Origin of the sequence: Pseudomonas sp. VD-NE ins, assembly GCF_031882575.1 — a bacterium.
Classification (GTDB): Bacteria; Pseudomonadota; Gammaproteobacteria; order Pseudomonadales; family Pseudomonadaceae; genus Aquipseudomonas; species Aquipseudomonas fluorescens_BZ.
This window is the reverse complement of the sequence record NZ_CP134772.1, coordinates 3219990-3238222: the sequence shown is the minus strand read 5'-3', so window position 1 is coordinate 3238222 and position 18233 is coordinate 3219990. Positions and strand designations below refer to the sequence as shown.

The window sequence follows — 18233 nt, the reverse complement described above, 5'->3', positions numbered from 1 at the left end:
CTGGAGCGGCGAAGGATGCTCCAGGCTAATGATGTCGTTTCTTCCCAGGATGGATGATTACCCAATGCTCAAGTTCAATGCTCATCTCGGTTTTCAATTCAATGAATTGCCTTTTCTGCAGCGCATCGAAGCCGCCGCAGCCGCCGGTTTCCGGGCAGTTGAGTTCCCGTCACCGTATGAATTCGACGCCAGTCTGCTTGCCGACCATCTAGCCCAATACAGTTTGCCGTTGATTCAGTTCGCCGCCCCGGCCGGCGTGACCAAAGGCATCGCCGCGTTACAGGGCAGGGGAGAGGAGTTTCGTGACGGGTTGCTCCAGGCCGCCCGCTACGCAAAGACCTTGGCGTGTGCGGATGTCCACATCATGTCGGGCGTTACTACGCAGAATGACGCTGAGCGAACCTACGCGGGCAACCTGGAATATGCGGTCAAGTACCTGGAAGACCAGGGGCTGCGGCCGCTTATTGAAGTGATCAGTGCGCAGGCGATGCCGGGCTATTACATGTCCGACTTCAGCAAGGCGCAACAGGTACTGGAGACCTTCCCGAGTGTCGGGCTGATTCTTGATCTTTACCATGCCCAGCTTTTGACCGGAGACGCAGCCGATGTGCTGGCGCGGTTTTATGACAGAACCGTGCATGTGCAAATTGCCGATTGCCCGGGTCGTCACGAGCCGGGAACGGGGAATATCGACTTTGCAGCGTTGTTCGCGGCGCTGGAGCAGCGCGGCTACGCGGGATGGATCGGATGTGAATACCGTCCTTCTGGATCTACCGTTGCGAGTCTTGACTGGATCAAGCAGCTGAGTGCTTAGGTTCCAGGCGAGTCGCTGATATGGGCAAAATCGCCGCCATCAAAGGCAGAAGCCCTTGATGGCCGAGCGAGAAGAACTCATCGATATCGGACTGACGCTGGCGAGTAGGGGGATTTATGCCTGATGCGGTTTTTGTAAGTCGAACTATTTTGTTCGGAGATTGTGATCCGGCAGGGGTGGTTTACACCCCGCGATTCTCATATTTTGCTGTAGAGGCCATTGGTGTAGCACTCGACAGATGGGTAGGGGGGCCGGGGCTTAGAGCGGTGATGAGTTTTAATATATTGCCGCCGGTGCGTGCGATGTCGATCGAGTTGCTGTCTCCGGTGACGTGGGATGACGAAATGATTATTAAAGTTGGCGTGACCAAGTTGGGCGAGCACTCTTTTACTTTTTTGGTTGAGGGGTTTATAGGCGAAGGCGTGCTGGCATTTACAGCGAATGTCACACACGTTTGTGTCTCGCCGGAAAGTAAGGAAGTTGTATCCATTCCAGCTCCGTTGCGAGCGCTTCTTTCATAGACGATCAGACGGACTCAAAACGTTCGGGGGGCTGTCGAGTGGCCGGTTGTGGTCAAAATCTACCGTTCCTCACCGGCAGTTATGGGGCAATTGCAGCGTTGGTGACTGGCAGTAATCGGCCAAAAGCGGACCATCGACACGCAGCTAATACGTCAGTAATGTGCAAAGTATTATTTCGCTTCCCCCCTTCTTGATGTCGCGTTTACAGACGCGATTTTTGATTGCTCAAGGGATTACGCATGAACATGGAATGTATGCAAAAAGCGGTTCGGCACTTAAAGATTGAATTTAAGGAGCAATAAAGTGGAAATCAGGATTGATGTATTGGGTTCTCCAACAGAAAAGGATAAAGGAGTTCTGAATAATAGGTTTTCAGAATATCTTCGAATTCAATATCCAAATCTACCACCAGAATCAGAAGATAAAATATTTATGGTGGTTGCACACGATGAAGTGGGCGACTACATCGGTGCAATAAGTTGTAATTGTTACTGGGATGGCTTAGAGATTGACACCTTTTGGGTAAAGGAATCTCATCGCGGTAAAAAAGTAGGATCTATGCTTTTGGAGAAAGCAGAAGCGATTGGTGCCGACAATGGGGCAGTAGTTGCATTCTTAAAAACCGTTGATGCGAAACAGTTCTATGAGCGGCATGGGTATGAGATTTATGGTGTTCTTGAGGATCGCCCAATCGGAACTAACCTGTATCATTTAAAGAAACGGCTAGTAAAACATGCATAGCAACTGATTCTAACTGGTGGCTTTGCTCACTGGGCCGGGCTAAAGCCCGCCCCTTAGCCAAATTCTGGTCAGCGTCTGCATTGAGTCGATTTCAGCCTCTCACGAAAGGCAGCAATCGGCCAGAAGCAGACGCTGGACAGGACAGCTACCCACCTCGGCCAGATTCTAATTCGATCTGCTAAATCGCCGTAATGCCGAGGTTTCGTTATCAGTCGCTGGCGGATGCGTATTTTTTGACGGAAAATTCGGTGCTTTAGATATTAGTCGCCAAGGAACGGATATGGCATTGACCAGCAAGATCACTCCCTACAATCCCACTTGGCCCGCCCGCTTTCTGGCAGACACACCACTCATCGCTTCGGCCTTTGGCAATGAACTGATTGCCATACACCACGTTGGAAGCACCTCTGTTCCAGGGCTCGCAGCGAAGCCCGAGATCGATGTGCTCATCGAGGTTCTCGATCATCGCAATGCCTCGGCGCGGGACGAGGTGTTGATGGGTTTGGGATATGTACGAGGAAGTGATCTATCGGAAGGGCATCATTTCTATCGGCGTAATGTGGATGGGATTCGCACGCACAAGCTCCACGCTTGTACCCGTGGCCACCTTACGATCACCCAGATGCTTGGGTTCAGAGATTTGCTTAGGCGCGATGCCTCGATCCGCCAGCAGTATGAAGCGCTGAAGTTTCAGTTGGAGTCGAGCAATATTGGTGGGATGGCTGAGTATCTGGAGAAAAAGTCTCCGTTTATTATCGCGGCGCTACTTCATGCCGGTATATCCATTCCTGAATGACCGATGGGTCGCTGAGCGACCCCGGAATCAAGTGTCCGCTTTTGGCCGATTGCTGCTGGTCGCGACCGTAGGTGATTGGTGCTAGATACGAAGAACCGCGTGAACTTGTATTAATTTCTTAGCCAGTTCAGCCAGAGCATTTCAGGGACTTCGGATCGAATGACATATTGGCCATACTTCGAGTGTCAGGTACTGGTTGCCATTCAGCAGTGGTGGAGTCGATTTCGCGCAGAGTCCATTGCTGGGGGCCGGACCAGGACAGTTCTATGTAGGGGCCTTCAAGTACTTCGTTCGCTATTAACATGTCGACTTCGTCGGCAGGTCCCGGGAGCATGCCTCCGACAGCAATGGGCACGCGCTGATGCAAAAGGCTGTTGAGCATGCTCAACAACTCGGCACGTGATGTGTAATGCACTCTGTAATCCCCGACTTCTGTGTAGGCAAACACCAGGCTGCCGGAAACGGAGTCGACGGAGCTGATCAAAGTGAGATGCGTCGGTGGCAAGCCTAACCCCTTTGAATACCGTAGTTTGATAACTGCGCCCCTTTATGTAGTTCGCTTTATGAGCTCGACAAGCTTCGCGGCTTCATTGCGCAATTCATCGAATCTTTCGTTTAGCTCAACATGACCCGGCTTCCAGCAAAGGACGCCATTCTCATCACTTTGACCAAGAATGAGATCATTGAATGAGCCCATTCCACCATAGGCTGACTGTAGGTACTCAATTCCGGAGTAATCAGAATCCATCAAGCGTGCTCTTGCCTTACGCATCCACAGGCTCCAGTGAGTATCTCCATCGCTCTCAAGCATTGCTGCAAGCTGATCAAGAACGCAGATCAGCTCTTCGGTTTTAGGTCCCATTTCTTGACATCGTCCAAGGTGAATCACGGTATGGGAAGGAACCCCACCGCCGAGTATTTTTCGTCAGTCTCGCTACATAAGCTACTGTTTCGCAATCAGGTTGTCCAAGGGCCGCTTTTGGCCGATTGCCGTCCACGAGCACCAATTTTCGAGCAACCTATAAGTTACTCTCGATCAAAAGTGATCGCAGCGCTTTTGCTTACCTGCCAGATCCTCAATGGTGCGCGTTGGCCCTTCTATTAGTGGCTTCCCATGAGTAACTAATTACGCGCAGTGGCGCTTGGTATCTCCGTAAACGATACCTCCCAACCAAACACGCGATTGGCGCATTGATACACAGCTCGCTAAGGTCATGATTCGTTTTTGATCCTGCCCGTAAACAGTGGCAAAAACGTCACCATCACCTTCAGCGGAACCCACATGCGATATCGACGCCTCGACCTTAATCTGTTGGTTGCGCTCGACGCCTTGTTGAGCGAATGCAGCGTCAGCAGAGCGGCCGAGCGTTTGTGCCTGGGGCAGTCAGCTGCCAGCTCGGCATTGGGCCGCTTGCGTGAACATTTCAACGACCCGTTACTGTTGCAAGTGGGGCGCCGCCTGGAACCCACGGCGCTGGGCCTGGAGTTGCTGCCAAAAGTGCGTGCAGCGTTGGCGCTGACACGGGAGATCGTCGACGCGCCGCAGAATTTTGATCCGGCGAACTGCGACCGGCACATCACCCTCGTAGCCTCCGATTACGTCGCCGACGTGCTGCTTCCGGCTGTCAGCCGTGTTTTGGCGCGTATCGCTCCGGGTGTTCGCTTGAGTCTGCGCGACATACCTGTTCCACGCGACGGTGATGTCGTCAGCGAAGCGCTCGATTATCGGCGCAGTGATTGTGTGATCGTGCCGCAGCGACGGCTGAATCCGGCCTATCCCCATATGCCGCTCCTGACTGACCAGCTCTGTTGCATCGTCTGCGCGCAACAGCCACAGTTTGCCGAGCAACTGAGCATGGCCGACTATCGCGCCGCGGCGCATGTGGTGCGCGAGTTTGCCGACGGGCACAACCTGGCGATGGATGCCATGCATCTGCATGAACTCGGGATTGAACGGCAAGTGGCGGTGACCGTTGAAAGCTTTGTGCTGATGCCGGAGTACATCATTGGCACCGCGCGCATTGCCACGGTGTTTCAACGACAGGCGCAGCGTTTCGCCCAGCGTTATCCGTTGCGCGTCCACCCGGCACCGCTGGCTTTCCCCGAGGCTGTGCAAGTCTTGCAATGTCCGTCGCAGTCAGTAGATAAAGTCGTTGCATGGCCTCTGTCCTCATACGGCCCACTTGCCCAGTTGGGCCACGCGGTCGCGGGTGTAAAGATCGGTCCATTTCAGCGAGTTGAAATCGGACACTTGCTTGGGGTTGTAGGGGCTGCGATCCATGCGCACCGGTTGGCCGGCCTTGTAAACGGCCTTCAGGCGCGAACGATCCTGAAGGATGCGAATGTCGTTCAGCGGTGAACCATCGAGCACGAGGAAGTCGGCCTGCTTGCCCACTTGCAGCGAGCCGAGGCTTTCACCGCGCGGCATGCAGCGCGCACCAACAGCGGTCGCGGCGTACAGCGCTTCGGCCGGGGTGAATCCAAGCCGGGTCACCAGCAGCTCCAATTCGCGTGCATGCCATTCGCCATAGGGCGTCACCGCAAAACCGCTGTCACTGCCGCAGGCGAACGGAACACCCGCCGCTTTGGCGCGTTTGAGTACCGCCGAGCCGACGTCCAGTGTGCGAGCACAATAACCGGCATAGCCGGTGCTGATCGCCGGATCATGGGGCTGGCAGAAATCCACGGTGTTCTGCGGGAACGTCATGGTCGGGGCAAGGATGCTGCCGGCCTCAAGCAGCGCTTCGATGCACGCGTCGTCCATGTAAAAGGCATGAAAGACCAGATCAACGCCCGCGCGCGCCGCGTACATCACGGCTTCGCGACCGTAAGCATGGGTGGCGACCTTGCAGCCCAGACGATGCGCTTCCTCGACCATTTCGAAAGTCTCGTCGGCGGTAAAGGCCGCGATGATTTCGCCGTTGGGACGGCGGTGCGTGCCGTCCATGGCGATCTTGATCAGGTCGACGCCGTCCTTGGCCTGCTTGCGGATCTCCGCGAGGGCGTCGCTACGGCTGGTGACCAATTGGGCGGTGAAGTATTCCGGGGCGCCGACCCGGCTCGGGAACCAGTCATTGAGACTCTGCCGATTGGTGATGACGCGGCTGCTGGCCGCGATCCTCGGCCCTTCGAATAAACCTGCGGTGACGGCATTGCGCACGGCGATGCTGAGCTGGCCGCTGTCGCCGGGGCAGACCATGCTGGTGATGCCGGCGGCCAGCACGTGTTGCGCGAAGAACATCCCGCGCAGCGCGCGAAATTCGTCGCTGGTGCACAGATCAATGTCCTCTTCGCTCTGCGCGTTACCGAAGGCCAGATGCGTGTGCACATCCACCAGCCCCGGCATGACGAAATTATCCCCTGCATCCACCTGCGTATCGCCTGGCTTGGGAGCGGGTGCCAACGCGGTAGGCCCGACGTAACTGAGCAGGCCGTTTTCGACGATCAATGTCTGTTGTTGGCGGGTCTCCATTCCAGCGCCGTCGAACAGTGTCTGGCATTTCAGGTGCAGGGCAGTCATGGCGTCTTCGCTCTGTGATTGTTCTGCAAAGAGAGGCTAGAGAGCAGGCGAGGGGACGACCAGCAGATGCACATCACGCCAGTCGTGGTTGGCGCCCCATACCACGCCGCAGGCGAAGCGTGGTTCGAATGCAACCGCTCGCGGGCAGTAATAGCCGCCCAACGAGACACCTTCGAGCCCGATACGTTTGGCATCAACGTCGCTTCGGGTTTCCAGCCAATCCACCACGCGACTGGCCCAGTGTTCACTGTCGAATCGTGCGATTGGCAGAGTTGCTCAGTCGCTGAAGCTCAAGTTGCTTGGCGGCACTGGCTTCCAGGGTTGCACGCTCTTCATCCAGATACCGATAAATGCTTTGGAGGTTGGCGATTTTCTGTTTGATGTCGGCCATCTTCTTTTCAATCAGCTTCGCGCCTTCAGCACAATCGATCAGCTTGTTGCGCTGCGCATCCAGAATCTCGCCTATTTCCCCCAGAGAAAACCCCATGCTTTGCGCGCGCTGGATAAAGTCCAGATCCTGCAGAGTTTGCTCGTTGTAAACGCGATAGTTGTTGGTTTGCCGCAGCGGTGAGATCAGGCCGATTTGCTCGTAGTAACGCAACGTATGGCGGCTGGCGCCGCTGCGCGCTTCAAGTTCGCCGATTTTCATGGAAACACCGCTTGACTGTAGAGTGGGGTCGATACTTTACGCTTGATTTCTCACCTTCAACAAGGAACATGGAAATGAGCGTGGAGTGCTTTGTCACAGGCGGGACTGGTTTCATCGGTCAACATTTAGTGGCGAACCTGAGTGCGAAAGGTCACGCCGTTCGGGTGTTGATGCGTCGCCCGGAGCGACTGGCAGCCTTGCGCGAGCAAGTCGATAATTTGGGCGGGTGCGCAACCCGGGTATTCGCCGTCGCTGGCGATCTGGAACAAGACAACCTCGGGCTGAGCGTTGCTGACCGAGAAGTGCTGAGGCGCGCCAGCGTCATGTTCCATTTGGGCGCGCACTTCGCATGGGGGCTTTCAGTGGAGCACTCTCGTGCGGTGAACGTCGAAGGGGCAAAGCGCGTGGCGCTGTTGGCGGCTGAGCAAAAAAGCCGTTTAGTGATGATCGGCGGCTACATGCTGAAAAATCATGAACACCTACAACGCATCGGAATTGACGCTCGTTATCCGCAACGGACGAATTGGCCTGCCGTCTACCGGCGTGTCGGTGGTTACGAAGGAAGCAAGCTGGAGGCGCATTTTGCGACCCTGGAGGTCATGGCAGCCAAGGGCGGGGAATTTACTGTTGTCCATCCTGCGACGGTCTGTGGCCACAGCCGCACAGGGCATATCCTTGACGGTCAGCCGCTGGTGGAGTTGATACGCAACCTTGTGCAGGGCAAGCTGGCTGCGGTGCCCGGCACCGCCAGGCACTGGCTGCCACTGGTCACCGTGGATTACCTGGCTGAACTGGTGGCAGTTTGTGCGTTTGATCCTGCCATGGTGGGTCAGGAACTGCTGGCGCTTGATGACCAGACGCCAAACCTGCGAGAACTCCTGAAACAGGTTGCACAACCTTTGGGATTAAAGTCTCCCAAGCATCACATTTCACTTCGATTGCTGAAGCTGCTACTGAGTATTCCTCCCGTAGCGAGGTTCTTGAATTCAAAACCCGAAGCTCTGGATTTTATCCAGACCACTCGTTTTAATACGGCGGCGGTTGAGCAATTTGCCAACAGGCATGGAATAGCCAAACCGGATATACGCCAGTCTTTGCAGCACACTGCAATGTTCGTCAACACGTATTGCATAGCCAAGGGCCAGGCCCTCTGACCTTTGGCGACACGAAGGCGAATAGCACTCTATCGGGATTAGTCGGCTGCTCGTGTGCCCAAACTTTGCGCCGTCGATACAGGGCGGCGTTCTATCGAACGACCATTCAGCGACAGGGATGTAAAAACGTACCTTGAGGTGCGTCACCTCCAGCTAGCAAGCTGGGCCAGCCGCCGGTACGCTCTGACGAACATAATAATTGTCGAATTCACCGCTTTCGACGAATTGGAAGCCATGGCGGATATAAAAGCGATTCGAAGCGCTTTCTTTGAGAGCTCCAACTTTAATAGGGAGCGCAGCCGCATCCGCCACTTTGAAAATCTGAGTGAGAACAACAGAGCCTATACCTGATCCTTGCGCGCTCGGTCTCACATACAAGTGGTCGAGCAAGAGTTCATTGTGGTGATGCTTGACCACTACAAAACCAACCCTCTCTCCAGATACCTCGATGTAGTGTGTGTTGTGAGCTTCAAAACCGCTAAGAAACCGCTCACGCGCACGCACCGGATCAAATCGCCCAACACGCTCCAGACTTTCGCGCATGGCCTCAATTCGAATGGCTACCAGATTGTCCAAGTCGCTTTGTTGAGCCAAGACCAATATGACTGGGAAATTTTGATTGGGTGTGACGGGCATATTTTGCGCTCAATTTACCATCCTGGAAGGCCAGTATAGAGCGCCTGATTTGTGGGGCCTGGGGTTGATCAAGCCATTAATCTCACTGCGACACATGATCGCGAGGTGGTAGTGAATGTTGGCGGGATGCATGGATATCACTTGATCGCCAAGGTAAAAATGGACAATGACCTTATCGCCCAGTCGGCGGTCTCTACTTTTCAATAGGGGCGCAGCCGCTGTACACATGTCCGGCGATAACGCAGGGGAGTTCTCATGTCCACACTCACGCTGACCTCACGCATTTTCAGTACCCCGCGCCATACGACGCATTATTTGGAGTCCGGGCCAGACGACGGGCCGCTGATGATGTTCCTGCATGGTTGGCCGGAGATTAGCCTGGTCTGGCGCACGCAAATGGAAGCGTTCGCTGCAAAAGGCTGGCACTGCGTTGCACCGGATATGCGCGGCTATGGCCGTTCTGCCGCGCCAGAATCCACCGGTGAATATACGATGGAAAAAATCGTGGCGGACATGGCCGAACTTCATGACCATCTGGACGGCAAGCCCGCTGTCTGGGTTGGCCACGATTGGGGCAGTGTAGTGGCCGGTGAATTGGTGGCTCACGAACCACAGCGTAGTCGCGGCGTGGTGCTGATCTCCGTGCCGTATTTCCCCGACACGAACGCATTATCGACGCTGATTCCACTGGTTGACCGGGCGATCTATCCAGCCAATCAGTATCCTGATGGTCAATGGGACTATTACCGCTACTACAACACGCACTTCACATCCGCCGTCGCTGATCTGGACGCGGACAAAGCGGCATCGCTGGCTTCGATTTATCGACGTGGAGACCCGGCGAGTATTGGCAAGGTCGCGTCGAATGCCGAAGTGACACGCAAAGGAGGGCGGTTCGGCGTCAGTCATCGTGCGCCGCCTATGCAGCCTGATCTGGCGCTCTGGCCAGTGACGGACTTCTCCGCACTGCTGCAGGCATTCGAGGAGCGAGGCTTCCGCTCTCCCTGCGCATGGTATCTAAACGATGACGCCAACATCGCCTACGCTCGTCGCGCGCCGGATGGCGGCAGGTTGTCATTGCCTGTGCTGTTTGTGAACGGCGACTACGACCAGATGAACAATATCAAGGGCAATCGATTGGCCGACCCGATGCGGGCGGCTTGTGCAGACCTCACCATAACGAGCCTGCCAGGCGCGCACTGGCTGCCGCTGGAGTGTAAGTCAGAACTCGTTGTTGCCATTGATAACTGGCTTCAAAGCAGAAAGCTTTGATGCCTGGGCGTAGCCAGCTTCGATGAAAGCGCCCATCGATTTGGCCGGGAATATAAACGGCTGTTGGACGAGCCGCCTCGAAAACGTGTCTCGAATACCAAGAAAAGCCTGTCTGTCGGATAGGGTTCTGAAGTGTTATCAATGGGGCTGGCGTCGGAAGATGAGAGGGTAACCATGAACAACAGCCGAACGGCACTGGTCACTGGTGCCACCAAAGGGATCGGTTTTGCACTCAGTACTCAGTTGAATCAGGCAGGCTGGAATGTGGTCGGCATTGCCAGGCATCCGGTTGATGATTTTCCCGGGAAGCTGTTGCTCTGTGATTTATCCGATGCTCAGCAAACGGGTGAAGTGCTCGAGAAACTCCTGGAGCGGACTTCCATTGATGCCGTCGTCAATAACGCAGGCGTTGCGTCTCCGCAAAGCCTGGAAACGCTTGAACTCGAAACACTCCAAAACGTTTTTGACCTGAATGTCAGAGCCTCGGTACAAATCACCCAGGCTTGCTTGCCGTCTCTGAAGCGATCGTCTGCAGGACGCATCGTGAATGTCTGCAGCCGTGCCATTTTTGGAGCCCGTGACAGAACAGCTTACGCTGCCGCAAAAAGCGCATTGGTGGGTATCACGCGTACGTGGGCACTTGAGTTGGCGCCCACTGGCATTACGGTCAATGCAGTCGCACCGGGCCCTATAGACACCGAGCTTTTCCGAAAAAACCGGCCCGTGGGCAGTGAGGGCGAGCGTCAGATACTCTCCACGATTCCGATGCAAAGACTGGGCACGCCATCAGAAGTGGCCTCGCTGATTACCTTCCTGCTAAGCGAGGGGGCATCCTTCGTTACCGGCCAGGTGATCAGCGTCGATGGAGGAGGGAGTCTCGGTGGGAAATAGCGATACGAAGTGGATTTTCAGCCAGCGTTGTTAATCTGTCAGTCTGCGGTCTCGAAGCGCTCGACAGACGAAATCGGCCAGAAGCGGTCGGTGGACAAAGACCTTCACAGGGAAAAAGCGTCGCCCTTTACCAAGAGGCTGCCCCATGGATGTTATTGCCGATTACTCAAAACACCATCGACCTTGCGCGGGAGTATGCGCTGCCGCAGTGAAGGAGGGGAAACATGATAGGTAAACGTTTATTAGGTATGGTCGCATTGGCAGGATTACTTGCAGGAGGAGCCGTGGCCGACGAGGAAAATGGCTTGGTGGTGCGCATCGCGCAACTCGAAATCGATCCTGCACAGGTTGCGGCCTATCAAGCCGCAGTCAAAGAAGAGATCTCAGAATCGACTCGAACAGAGCCGGGCGTTATATCAATCTATGCTGTCGCCGAAGTCGACCGCCCGAACTGGTTTCATTTCTTCGAAATCTACGCCAGCGATTCGGCATACCGAAGCCATATCGAATCGCCGCACTTCAAAAAGTACGCTGCCACTACCAAGTCGATGATTGTGTCAAAGCGCTTGATTGAAACCACGCCAATCGAGCTCAGCCCCCGACCTGGACCGTAACAGCCCAGTTCGAAAAAGATTTTCGCACTGGGCGGGCTGGCTTTTTAAATGGAGGAAAGTGATGAAAAGGGATGAGTTAGACGCAGACCTTGCGGTTCACGTTTAACTACACTAAATGGCGGTTTAGTCGAGTTAACGTAAAATAGCATCATATTCTACGGAGAAGAGACCATGATCATGCGTGAAGCCAAAGCTGGAGACATTATCAAAACGTTGGATCTGCAGCCGCACCTCGAAGGTGGCTATTTCCGTAGAACCTATCAGGCCGATCATCGCGACCCACTCAAAACCTCCAACGGCCCACGGCATCTGATGACCTCGATTTACTATCTGCTGGATCAGCAATCACCGGTGGGCCAGTTTCATTTCAATCGATCCGACATCCTGCATTATTTCCACCTGGGCGACGCGATTGAGTACAGCCTTATCCATGCTGACGGCTCGTTGCAGACATTGGTGATGGGCGCCGACATTCTGGCAGGACAACTTTTGCAATTACACGTACCGGGTGGAATATGGAAAGCTTCGCGGTTGCTCGACGGCGAAAACGAATTTGGGCTGATCAGCGAAGCCGTTTCGCCAGGATTTGATTTTGCCGATATGGAAATGGGTGATCGGCAGAAACTCACGCAACAATTTCCACAGCATCGAACGCTGATTGAAAGGCTGACGCGTGATGAGGGTTGAGCGCCGTCGAATTCAAGGAAAAGCTGTGGATCGGATTCAGGGCGATTCTGCAGGTTGAAATCCACTGTGCAACCGGGCTGATCTCGTAACATCTTGTTACGTGTAATGTATATTATGTTAAATTACGTATCTCGCAGGTACCTTTATGGCGGACCTGAGTCAATGATGTCAGCCCTCTCTGCATCCTTTCTTGAGATCCTCTGATTTCATCAACGCGCATTCAATGTCGGCTACATCGTTTCGTCGTGAATGTATAAAATCCGCGTTCATCTCAAACACCAGGGAACGGACTTGGAAAATCGAACGCTCACGTCTTTTGAAGAACTGCGTAGTGTCCTTCGCGACATTGCGCTGGATGATGGCTATTTTTTTAGGGGTGAACGACGTAGTGACTACTCGTTGAAACCAAAGATAGCTCGATTGGTGGCGCAACCAGTCCCGTCAGTAGATGGAAAGCTGGTTCTTGATCTGCGATATCCGGTAAGCATTGTGAACGAGCGCGAAGCATTGCAGCGTTTCAAGGCTGCGGCCAGGCCCTACCTCAGTGCTGTGCCGGATTCGGAATGGGACTGGCTGGCGCTGGCGCAGCATCATGGTCTGCCGACACGCTTATTGGATTGGACGACAAACCCTCTTGTTGCACTGTATTTTGCAGTGGGCGAAATGATTGATGCCGACTGGCTGAAAAGAGAACAATTAAGTACCGAAGAATTCAATGGCTCAGCCGCATTCTATGTCATGCGAGTCAAGCACCCTCCACTCAATACATTCGCTTCACAGCCATTCGAAAGCGACGGACTATTCTTCGCAAGTCATGTGACACCGAGAATTTCTTCTCAAGGCGGGCTTTTCTCAATTCAACAGAATCCCTTTGAACCATTGAAATGGGGAAGGATTACCAAGTACAGCATTCCTTTCGAAGTCAGGATGGATATGAAACGGGAGCTTGCGCTTTACGGAATAACACATGCCTTCATTTACCCGGGGCTAGAAGGTATCGCTAAAGACCTTCAGGAGCGGCTCAACAGTTTTCAGTAGCTTGGAAAACTGGGCGGTGAACGTTGCTGCAGACACATCAGAGCTGTCGTGGGGCGATCTTTAATGCATCTTCACCGCCTGCTAACTCTCCGCCCTTCCCTCTGAATCCTTTGACCTGCATCCGGGCAGCCACGTCAGATATTCTCGCGATATGACCGACTAAGCAGCACTTCGAGAGGTTGCGCGCCGACGTTCTTTCAACACCAAGACGACGCCAGGGTAATATCGGCCTCGCATGACATGGTTTTTGTCGCCCAGATTAGGGAAAACGAACGCGAAATCCTGATACTTCGCGTCTTTGCCCAAGCATCCCATTGTCTTTTCGAGCCATGGCTTCAGGAAGCCTTCGACTTTATTGGCGCAGATATCACCCAGCTTGCCCCCCTCGGGGATTATCTCGCCGAGCGGAATCATAGGCACCACAAAAGTCGCAGCAAAACGGTAATCTGCCTCTCCGACCTGCACATCGCCGATATCGTCCCAAGCGGCACCCATCGCGTTGTAGGCGTACGAGAAACCATCGGATCGACCTCCGATCGGCTGGTTGGCCTGTTTCGCTTCGAAGACGAAGCTTGCTTCAGGCGAACTGACGAACAAGTCGCAACGCCCCTTCCTGAGTTTGTCGCCGTGATCGACACCCGGCTCCAGTTTCCTTAGACGCTTTGATGTGGCGAACTCTTCCAGTGCGACCCATCCATCCAGCGTCCAGGCGGCACCGGCCAATGTGCTGAGAATGGCGCGTTCGTTGTAGCTCCACGGGTTATCAGGAAAGTGTGCCGTGTAGCGCTCAACCGCAGCAACCCACGCATCGAGTAAATAGCCCAGCTGTGGGCATTGTTCGTAAGTATTGACGCGCTTCCATGTTTTACCTTTTTGCACTCCAGCCTCACTACCAGTCATTGAAATCCTGCCCTTTGTTGTCGCCCGCTATTTCCCATTTTGCTGATACTCCCGAGGCGTACAACCCAACTCTCGCCGAAACACCGTGTGCAAATACTGCGCAGATTTAAACCCACAACTGCGCGCAACGTCAGCAATGACCGAATCGCTACTTGTCAGGCCCTTGGTAGCCGCTGCCAGTTTGAAACGCAAAATCTCGTCATGCACGCTGCAGCCTCGCTCAGCGCGAAAATGCGCTTCGAGTGACGAACGCGACACACCGACATATGCCGCGACTTGCGCTGTTTTGATGCCCTGGCAAGCATATTGGCGAATAAACAGCAGCGCTTGCATGACGTAAGGATTGCCCAATGGTTGGTGCAAGCTCGACACCTGCACGTTCACAGCATCCGGCGGGATCAGGATCTGTGTGCCGGTGGACGGCATGCCGTGCAGCATCTGGTGAAGCAATTGCGCGGCAGTTCGGCCCATGGTTTCCGTGCCCTGAATAACCGAACTCAGCGGCACGCGGGTCAGGCTGCGGGTCAGCGGATCATTGTCGATGCCAATCAATGCCACTTGCTCCGGCACGGCAATCCCGGCGGTCAGGCAGGCTTGCAGTAGTTGCCGCGCGCGGGCGTCGCTGACGGCGATGATGCCGATCGGCTTGGGCAGGCTTTGCAGCCAGGCTATCAACTGTTCGACGGCGCTGTCCCACAGCGGTGCGCTGGTGCCCATGCCGCGATAGATTTCGCCGTGCAGGCCGTCGCGTTTCATCAGTTTGCGAAAGGCTTTTTCCCGCTCCTGCGCCCAGCGATTGGCCTGCGCTTCCGGCAGGCTGAAGCAGGCAAAACGTTGCAGTCCCGCCTCGATCAAGTGCGTATAAGCCAGCGTCATCAGCGCGTTGTTATCGGTGGCGACGTACGGAATCGCTTTCGGATAGGCGCGCTTATCCTCGTACGAGCCCCCTACTGCTACCACCGGCATCTGGATATCGGCCAACGCCTCGCCAATCAGCGGATCGTCGAAGTCGGCGATGATCCCGTCGCCCTGCCAGCGCTCGATGCCTTTCAAACGACAGAGAAAATCCTCTTCGAGAAACAGGTCCCAGGAAGCACGGGTGCTGCTCAGGTAGTTGCCGATGCCGCTGATGATGCCTCGGTCGTAGATCTTGCTGCCGTTGAACAACAGGGCGATGCGGTGAACAGGCGGTACGGTTTTCATTGTTTTTATGCTTGTTCCGGGCCTCTGGTCACGGAGGCGATTGGCACAGACTAGGCCCGTGGCCGAAGAAGCTCAATACGCAAAATCGCACCCCGTGTTGATGTTTTTCATAATCAGCAGGGTCAGGGCCGTTGCTAGTATCGAGACACCGCCAAGAACAACAAGGACAAGGTCCATGCAGTATTTCCCCGATGTCGATGCGATTCGCTACGAAGGCCCGGATAGCGATTCTCCCCTCTCCTTCCGTCACTACGACGCCGACAAACTCATCCTCGGCAAACCCATGCGCGAACACCTGCGCATGGCCGCGTGTTACTGGCACACGTTCGTCTGGCCGGGTTCCGATGTGTTCGGTGCGGGGACGTTCAAGCGCCCATGGCAACACGCCGGCGATCCCATGGAATTGGCGATCGGCAAGGCAGCAGCGGCCTTCGAATTCTTCTCCAAACTGGGCATCGACTATTACTGCTTCCATGACACCGATGTCGCCCCAGAAGGCAGCTCTCTGAAGGAGTATCGCAACCACTTCGCGCAGATGGTTGATCACCTCGAGCAACATCAGGAACAAAGCGGAATCAAGCTCTTGTGGGGCACCGCCAATTGCTTCAGCAACCCGCGTTTCGCTGCCGGCGCCGCGAGCAACCCCGATCCCGAAGTGTTCGCCTGCGCCGCAGCGCAAGTGTTCAGCGCCATGAACGCGACCCATCGCCTGAAAGGCGCCAACTACGTGTTGTGGGGCGGCCGCGAAGGCTACGAAACCTTGCTCAACACGGACTTGAAACGTGAGCGCGAACAGCTCGGCCGCTTCATGCGCATGGTGGTCGAGCACAAGCACAAGATCGGTTTCACCGGTGATCTGCTGATCGAACCCAAGCCGCAGGAGCCGACCAAGCACCAATACGATTACGACAGCGCCACCGTATTCGGCTTTCTCCAGCAGTTCGGGCTGGAGCACGAAATCAAGGTCAACATCGAGGCCAACCACGCGACCCTCGCCGGGCACAGCTTCCATCACGAGATTGCCACGGCCGTCTCGCTGGGGATTTTCGGCAGCATCGACGCCAACCGCGGTGATCCGCAAAACGGCTGGGACACCGATCAATTCCCTAACAGCGTCGAAGAAATGACCCTGGCCACCTATGAAATCCTCAAGGCCGGCGGCTTCAAGAATGGCGGTTTCAACTTCGACTCCAAGGTGCGCCGGCAAAGCCTTGATCAGATCGATCTGTTCCATGGCCACGTCGGTGCCATGGACGTTCTCGCCCTGTCTCTGGAGCGGGCAGCAGCCATGGTCCAGAACGACGAACTGCAACGGCTCAAGGATCAACGCTACGCCGGTTGGCAGCAGCCATTCGGGCAGGCAGTGATGGCCGGTGACTTCAACCTTGAGTCGTTGGCCGAGCACGCGTTCACCAACGACTTGAACCCGCAAGCCGTCAGCGGCCGCCAGGAAAGGCTCGAGAACATCGTCAATCGGTTCATCTATCGCTGATCACAGAGGAAGTCTGCGGGCGCATCCACGCGGTGACATTTCTACGACAAATCTGTGTCTGCAGCGCCTGCGGATTCTCTACAGTTTTACCAGCCCGATACTCATCGTCAGGCCGTGTCTTTCCAACAACAATAAAAGGACGCCCCACCATGAAGAACGTAAAACGCACGCTATTGGCCACTGCCCTGGCGCTGCTGTCACTGCCGGTGATGGCTGACGCTGCCCACCCGAAAATCGGTTTTTCCATTGATGATCTGCGCCTGGAACGCTGGTCGCGTGACCGTGACTACTTCGTCGCGGCAGCAGAAAAAATGGACGCCAAGGTCTTCGTGCAGTCGGCCGATGCCAACGAGCAGAAGCAGATTTCCCAGATCGAAAACCTTATTTCCCGGGGCGTCGATGTCATCGTCATCGTGCCGTTCAACGCCACGGTGCTGACCAACGCGGTGGCCGAAGCGAAGAAAGCCGGGATCAAAGTCGTCTCCTACGATCGACTGATTCTTAACGCCGATGTCGACGCGTACATTTCCTTCGATAACGAAAAGGTCGGTGAGATGCAGGCCAGCGGCGTGCTGAATGCCGCGCCCAAGGGTAATTACTTTTTGCTCGGTGGTGCGCCCACCGACAACAACGCGAAGATCCTGCGTGAAGGCCAGATGAAAGTGCTGCAACCGGCCATCGACAAGGGCGATATCAAGATCGTCGGTCAGCAGTGGGTGAAGGAATGGAACCCGACCGAAGCGCTGAGCATTGTTGAAAACGCCCTGACCCGCAACGACAACAAAATCGACGGCATCGTTGCCTCCAACGACGCTACGGCCGGTGGCGCGATCCAGGCATTGGCGGCGCAGCAACTGGCCGGCAAGGTGCCGATTTCCGGGCAGGATGCTGACCTTGCCGCAGTCAAGCGTGTGATCGCCGGCACGCAAACCATGACCGTGTACAAGCCGCTGAAACTCATCGCCAGCGAAGCAGCCAAGCTCTCGGTGCAACTGGCGCGCAACGAAAAACCCGCTTTCAGCTCGCAATACGACAACGGCAGCAAAAAAGTCGACACCATCCTGCTCACGCCAACCCCGCTGACCAAGGACAACATCGACCTGCTCGAACAGGACGGCTTCTACACCAAGGCGCAAATTGCCGGGAAGTGACCTCCGGTAATGCGAAAAACCCTTGTGGGAGCGAGCCTGCTCGCGAATGCAGTGTGTCAGTCAACGAAGCATTGCCTGAACTGACGCTTTCGCGAGCAGGCTCGCTCCCACACAGGTTCAGTGGTGTATGAGTCTTTGATTACGAGCCCTGCCC

Annotated in this window: 18 protein-coding genes and 2 pseudogenes; 13 read left to right on the top strand and 7 right to left on the bottom strand. The window is 55.2% G+C overall.

The features are described from left to right. Positions 1 to 64 precede the first annotated feature (64 nt). The 4 genes from RMV17_RS14300 (at position 65) to RMV17_RS14285 (ending at position 2872) form a co-directional block, all read left to right on the top strand. Positions 65 to 814, top strand: a complete 750-nt coding sequence (locus RMV17_RS14300) for a hydroxypyruvate isomerase family protein (protein ID WP_186623206.1) — start codon at positions 65 to 67, stop codon at positions 812 to 814. Between the two features lie 116 nt (positions 815 to 930). Further along, entirely contained in the window at positions 931 to 1335 is a 405-nt protein-coding gene (locus RMV17_RS14295) for a thioesterase family protein (protein ID WP_311886941.1), read from the top strand. Positions 1336 to 1638: 303 nt separating this feature from the next. Then, the gene (locus tag RMV17_RS14290) at positions 1639 to 2076 is read left to right on the top strand and encodes a GNAT family N-acetyltransferase (protein WP_202894555.1); all 438 of its coding nucleotides are present in this window, start codon (positions 1639 to 1641) and stop codon (positions 2074 to 2076) included. A gap of 280 nt (positions 2077 to 2356) precedes the next feature. Then, complete coding sequence (locus RMV17_RS14285; RefSeq protein ID WP_186623202.1) at positions 2357 to 2872, top strand: GrpB family protein; 516 nt, start codon at positions 2357 to 2359, stop codon at positions 2870 to 2872. A gap of 547 nt (positions 2873 to 3419) precedes the next feature. Here the strand turns inward: RMV17_RS14285 and RMV17_RS14280 are convergent. Next, positions 3420 to 3734 carry a DUF6966 domain-containing protein gene (locus RMV17_RS14280; protein WP_042705006.1) on the bottom strand — a complete coding sequence of 105 codons (315 nt, stop codon included), beginning with the start codon at positions 3732 to 3734 and terminating at the stop codon, positions 3420 to 3422. 420 nt (positions 3735 to 4154) lie between these two features. Here RMV17_RS14280 and RMV17_RS30135 point away from each other — a divergent pair. Then, a pseudogene (locus tag RMV17_RS30135) lies at positions 4155 to 4931 on the top strand (LysR family transcriptional regulator); the annotation flags it as partial. Between the two features lie 111 nt (positions 4932 to 5042). Here the strand turns inward: RMV17_RS30135 and RMV17_RS14270 are convergent. The 3 genes and pseudogenes from RMV17_RS14270 to RMV17_RS14260 all read right to left on the bottom strand — a co-directional run bounded on the left by RMV17_RS14270 (position 5043) and on the right by RMV17_RS14260 (position 7041). Beyond that, positions 5043 to 6392 carry an amidohydrolase family protein gene (locus RMV17_RS14270; RefSeq protein ID WP_311886940.1) on the bottom strand — a complete coding sequence of 450 codons (1350 nt, stop codon included), beginning with the start codon at positions 6390 to 6392 and terminating at the stop codon, positions 5043 to 5045. Between the two features lie 69 nt (positions 6393 to 6461). Continuing rightward, positions 6462 to 6653: pseudogene (locus tag RMV17_RS14265) on the bottom strand (alpha/beta hydrolase family protein); the annotation flags it as partial. Then, the gene (locus RMV17_RS14260) at positions 6637 to 7041 is read right to left on the bottom strand and encodes a MerR family transcriptional regulator (RefSeq protein ID WP_311886939.1); all 405 of its coding nucleotides are present in this window, start codon (positions 7039 to 7041) and stop codon (positions 6637 to 6639) included. The gene RMV17_RS14260 and the pseudogene RMV17_RS14265, both read right to left, overlap by 17 nt. Before the next feature lie 74 nt (positions 7042 to 7115). Here RMV17_RS14260 and RMV17_RS14255 point away from each other — a divergent pair, with 74 nt between their 5' ends. Beyond that, a complete protein-coding gene (locus RMV17_RS14255) occupies positions 7116 to 8195 on the top strand; it encodes an SDR family oxidoreductase (protein WP_311886938.1) in 1080 nt (359 codons plus the stop codon). 153 nt (positions 8196 to 8348) lie between these two features. Here RMV17_RS14255 and RMV17_RS14250 read toward each other — a convergent pair whose 3' ends face one another. After that, the gene (locus tag RMV17_RS14250; RefSeq protein ID WP_311886937.1) at positions 8349 to 8831 is read right to left on the bottom strand and encodes a GNAT family N-acetyltransferase; all 483 of its coding nucleotides are present in this window, start codon (positions 8829 to 8831) and stop codon (positions 8349 to 8351) included. A gap of 255 nt (positions 8832 to 9086) precedes the next feature. Here RMV17_RS14250 and RMV17_RS14245 point away from each other — a divergent pair, with 255 nt between their 5' ends. The 5 genes from RMV17_RS14245 (at position 9087) to RMV17_RS14225 (ending at position 13333) form a co-directional block, all read left to right on the top strand. Then, entirely contained in the window at positions 9087 to 10103 is a 1017-nt protein-coding gene (locus tag RMV17_RS14245; protein ID WP_311886936.1) for an alpha/beta hydrolase, read from the top strand. A 174-nt stretch (positions 10104 to 10277) separates the two neighbouring features. Further along, positions 10278 to 10994, top strand: a complete 717-nt coding sequence (locus RMV17_RS14240; protein ID WP_311886935.1) for an SDR family oxidoreductase — start codon at positions 10278 to 10280, stop codon at positions 10992 to 10994. Positions 10995 to 11218: 224 nt separating this feature from the next. After that, positions 11219 to 11608 carry a putative quinol monooxygenase gene (locus RMV17_RS14235; protein WP_034154030.1) on the top strand — a complete coding sequence of 130 codons (390 nt, stop codon included), beginning with the start codon at positions 11219 to 11221 and terminating at the stop codon, positions 11606 to 11608. A gap of 171 nt (positions 11609 to 11779) precedes the next feature. After that, a complete protein-coding gene (locus tag RMV17_RS14230) occupies positions 11780 to 12295 on the top strand; it encodes a cupin domain-containing protein (RefSeq protein ID WP_311886934.1) in 516 nt (171 codons plus the stop codon). Positions 12296 to 12586: 291 nt separating this feature from the next. Next, the gene (locus RMV17_RS14225; RefSeq protein WP_311886933.1) at positions 12587 to 13333 is read left to right on the top strand and encodes an FRG domain-containing protein; all 747 of its coding nucleotides are present in this window, start codon (positions 12587 to 12589) and stop codon (positions 13331 to 13333) included. A gap of 159 nt (positions 13334 to 13492) precedes the next feature. Here RMV17_RS14225 and RMV17_RS14220 read toward each other — a convergent pair whose 3' ends face one another. Both RMV17_RS14220 and RMV17_RS14215 read right to left on the bottom strand, forming a co-directional pair. Beyond that, a complete protein-coding gene (locus tag RMV17_RS14220) occupies positions 13493 to 14233 on the bottom strand; it encodes a hypothetical protein (RefSeq protein WP_311886932.1) in 741 nt (246 codons plus the stop codon). 27 nt (positions 14234 to 14260) lie between these two features. Further along, positions 14261 to 15436, bottom strand: coding sequence for a XylR family transcriptional regulator (locus RMV17_RS14215; protein ID WP_311886931.1), 1176 nt, complete (start codon positions 15434 to 15436; stop codon positions 14261 to 14263). 175 nt (positions 15437 to 15611) lie between these two features. Here RMV17_RS14215 and xylA point away from each other — a divergent pair, with 175 nt between their 5' ends. Together xylA and xylF are read left to right on the top strand one after the other, a co-directional pair. Beyond that, positions 15612 to 16928, top strand: coding sequence for a xylose isomerase (xylA, locus tag RMV17_RS14210; RefSeq protein ID WP_311886930.1), 1317 nt, complete (start codon positions 15612 to 15614; stop codon positions 16926 to 16928). 149 nt (positions 16929 to 17077) lie between these two features. Continuing rightward, positions 17078 to 18079 (top strand): D-xylose ABC transporter substrate-binding protein, encoded by a 1002-nt coding sequence (gene xylF / locus RMV17_RS14205; protein ID WP_064118124.1) that lies wholly within the window; start codon positions 17078 to 17080, stop codon positions 18077 to 18079. Positions 18080 to 18233: the final 154 nt, after the last annotated feature.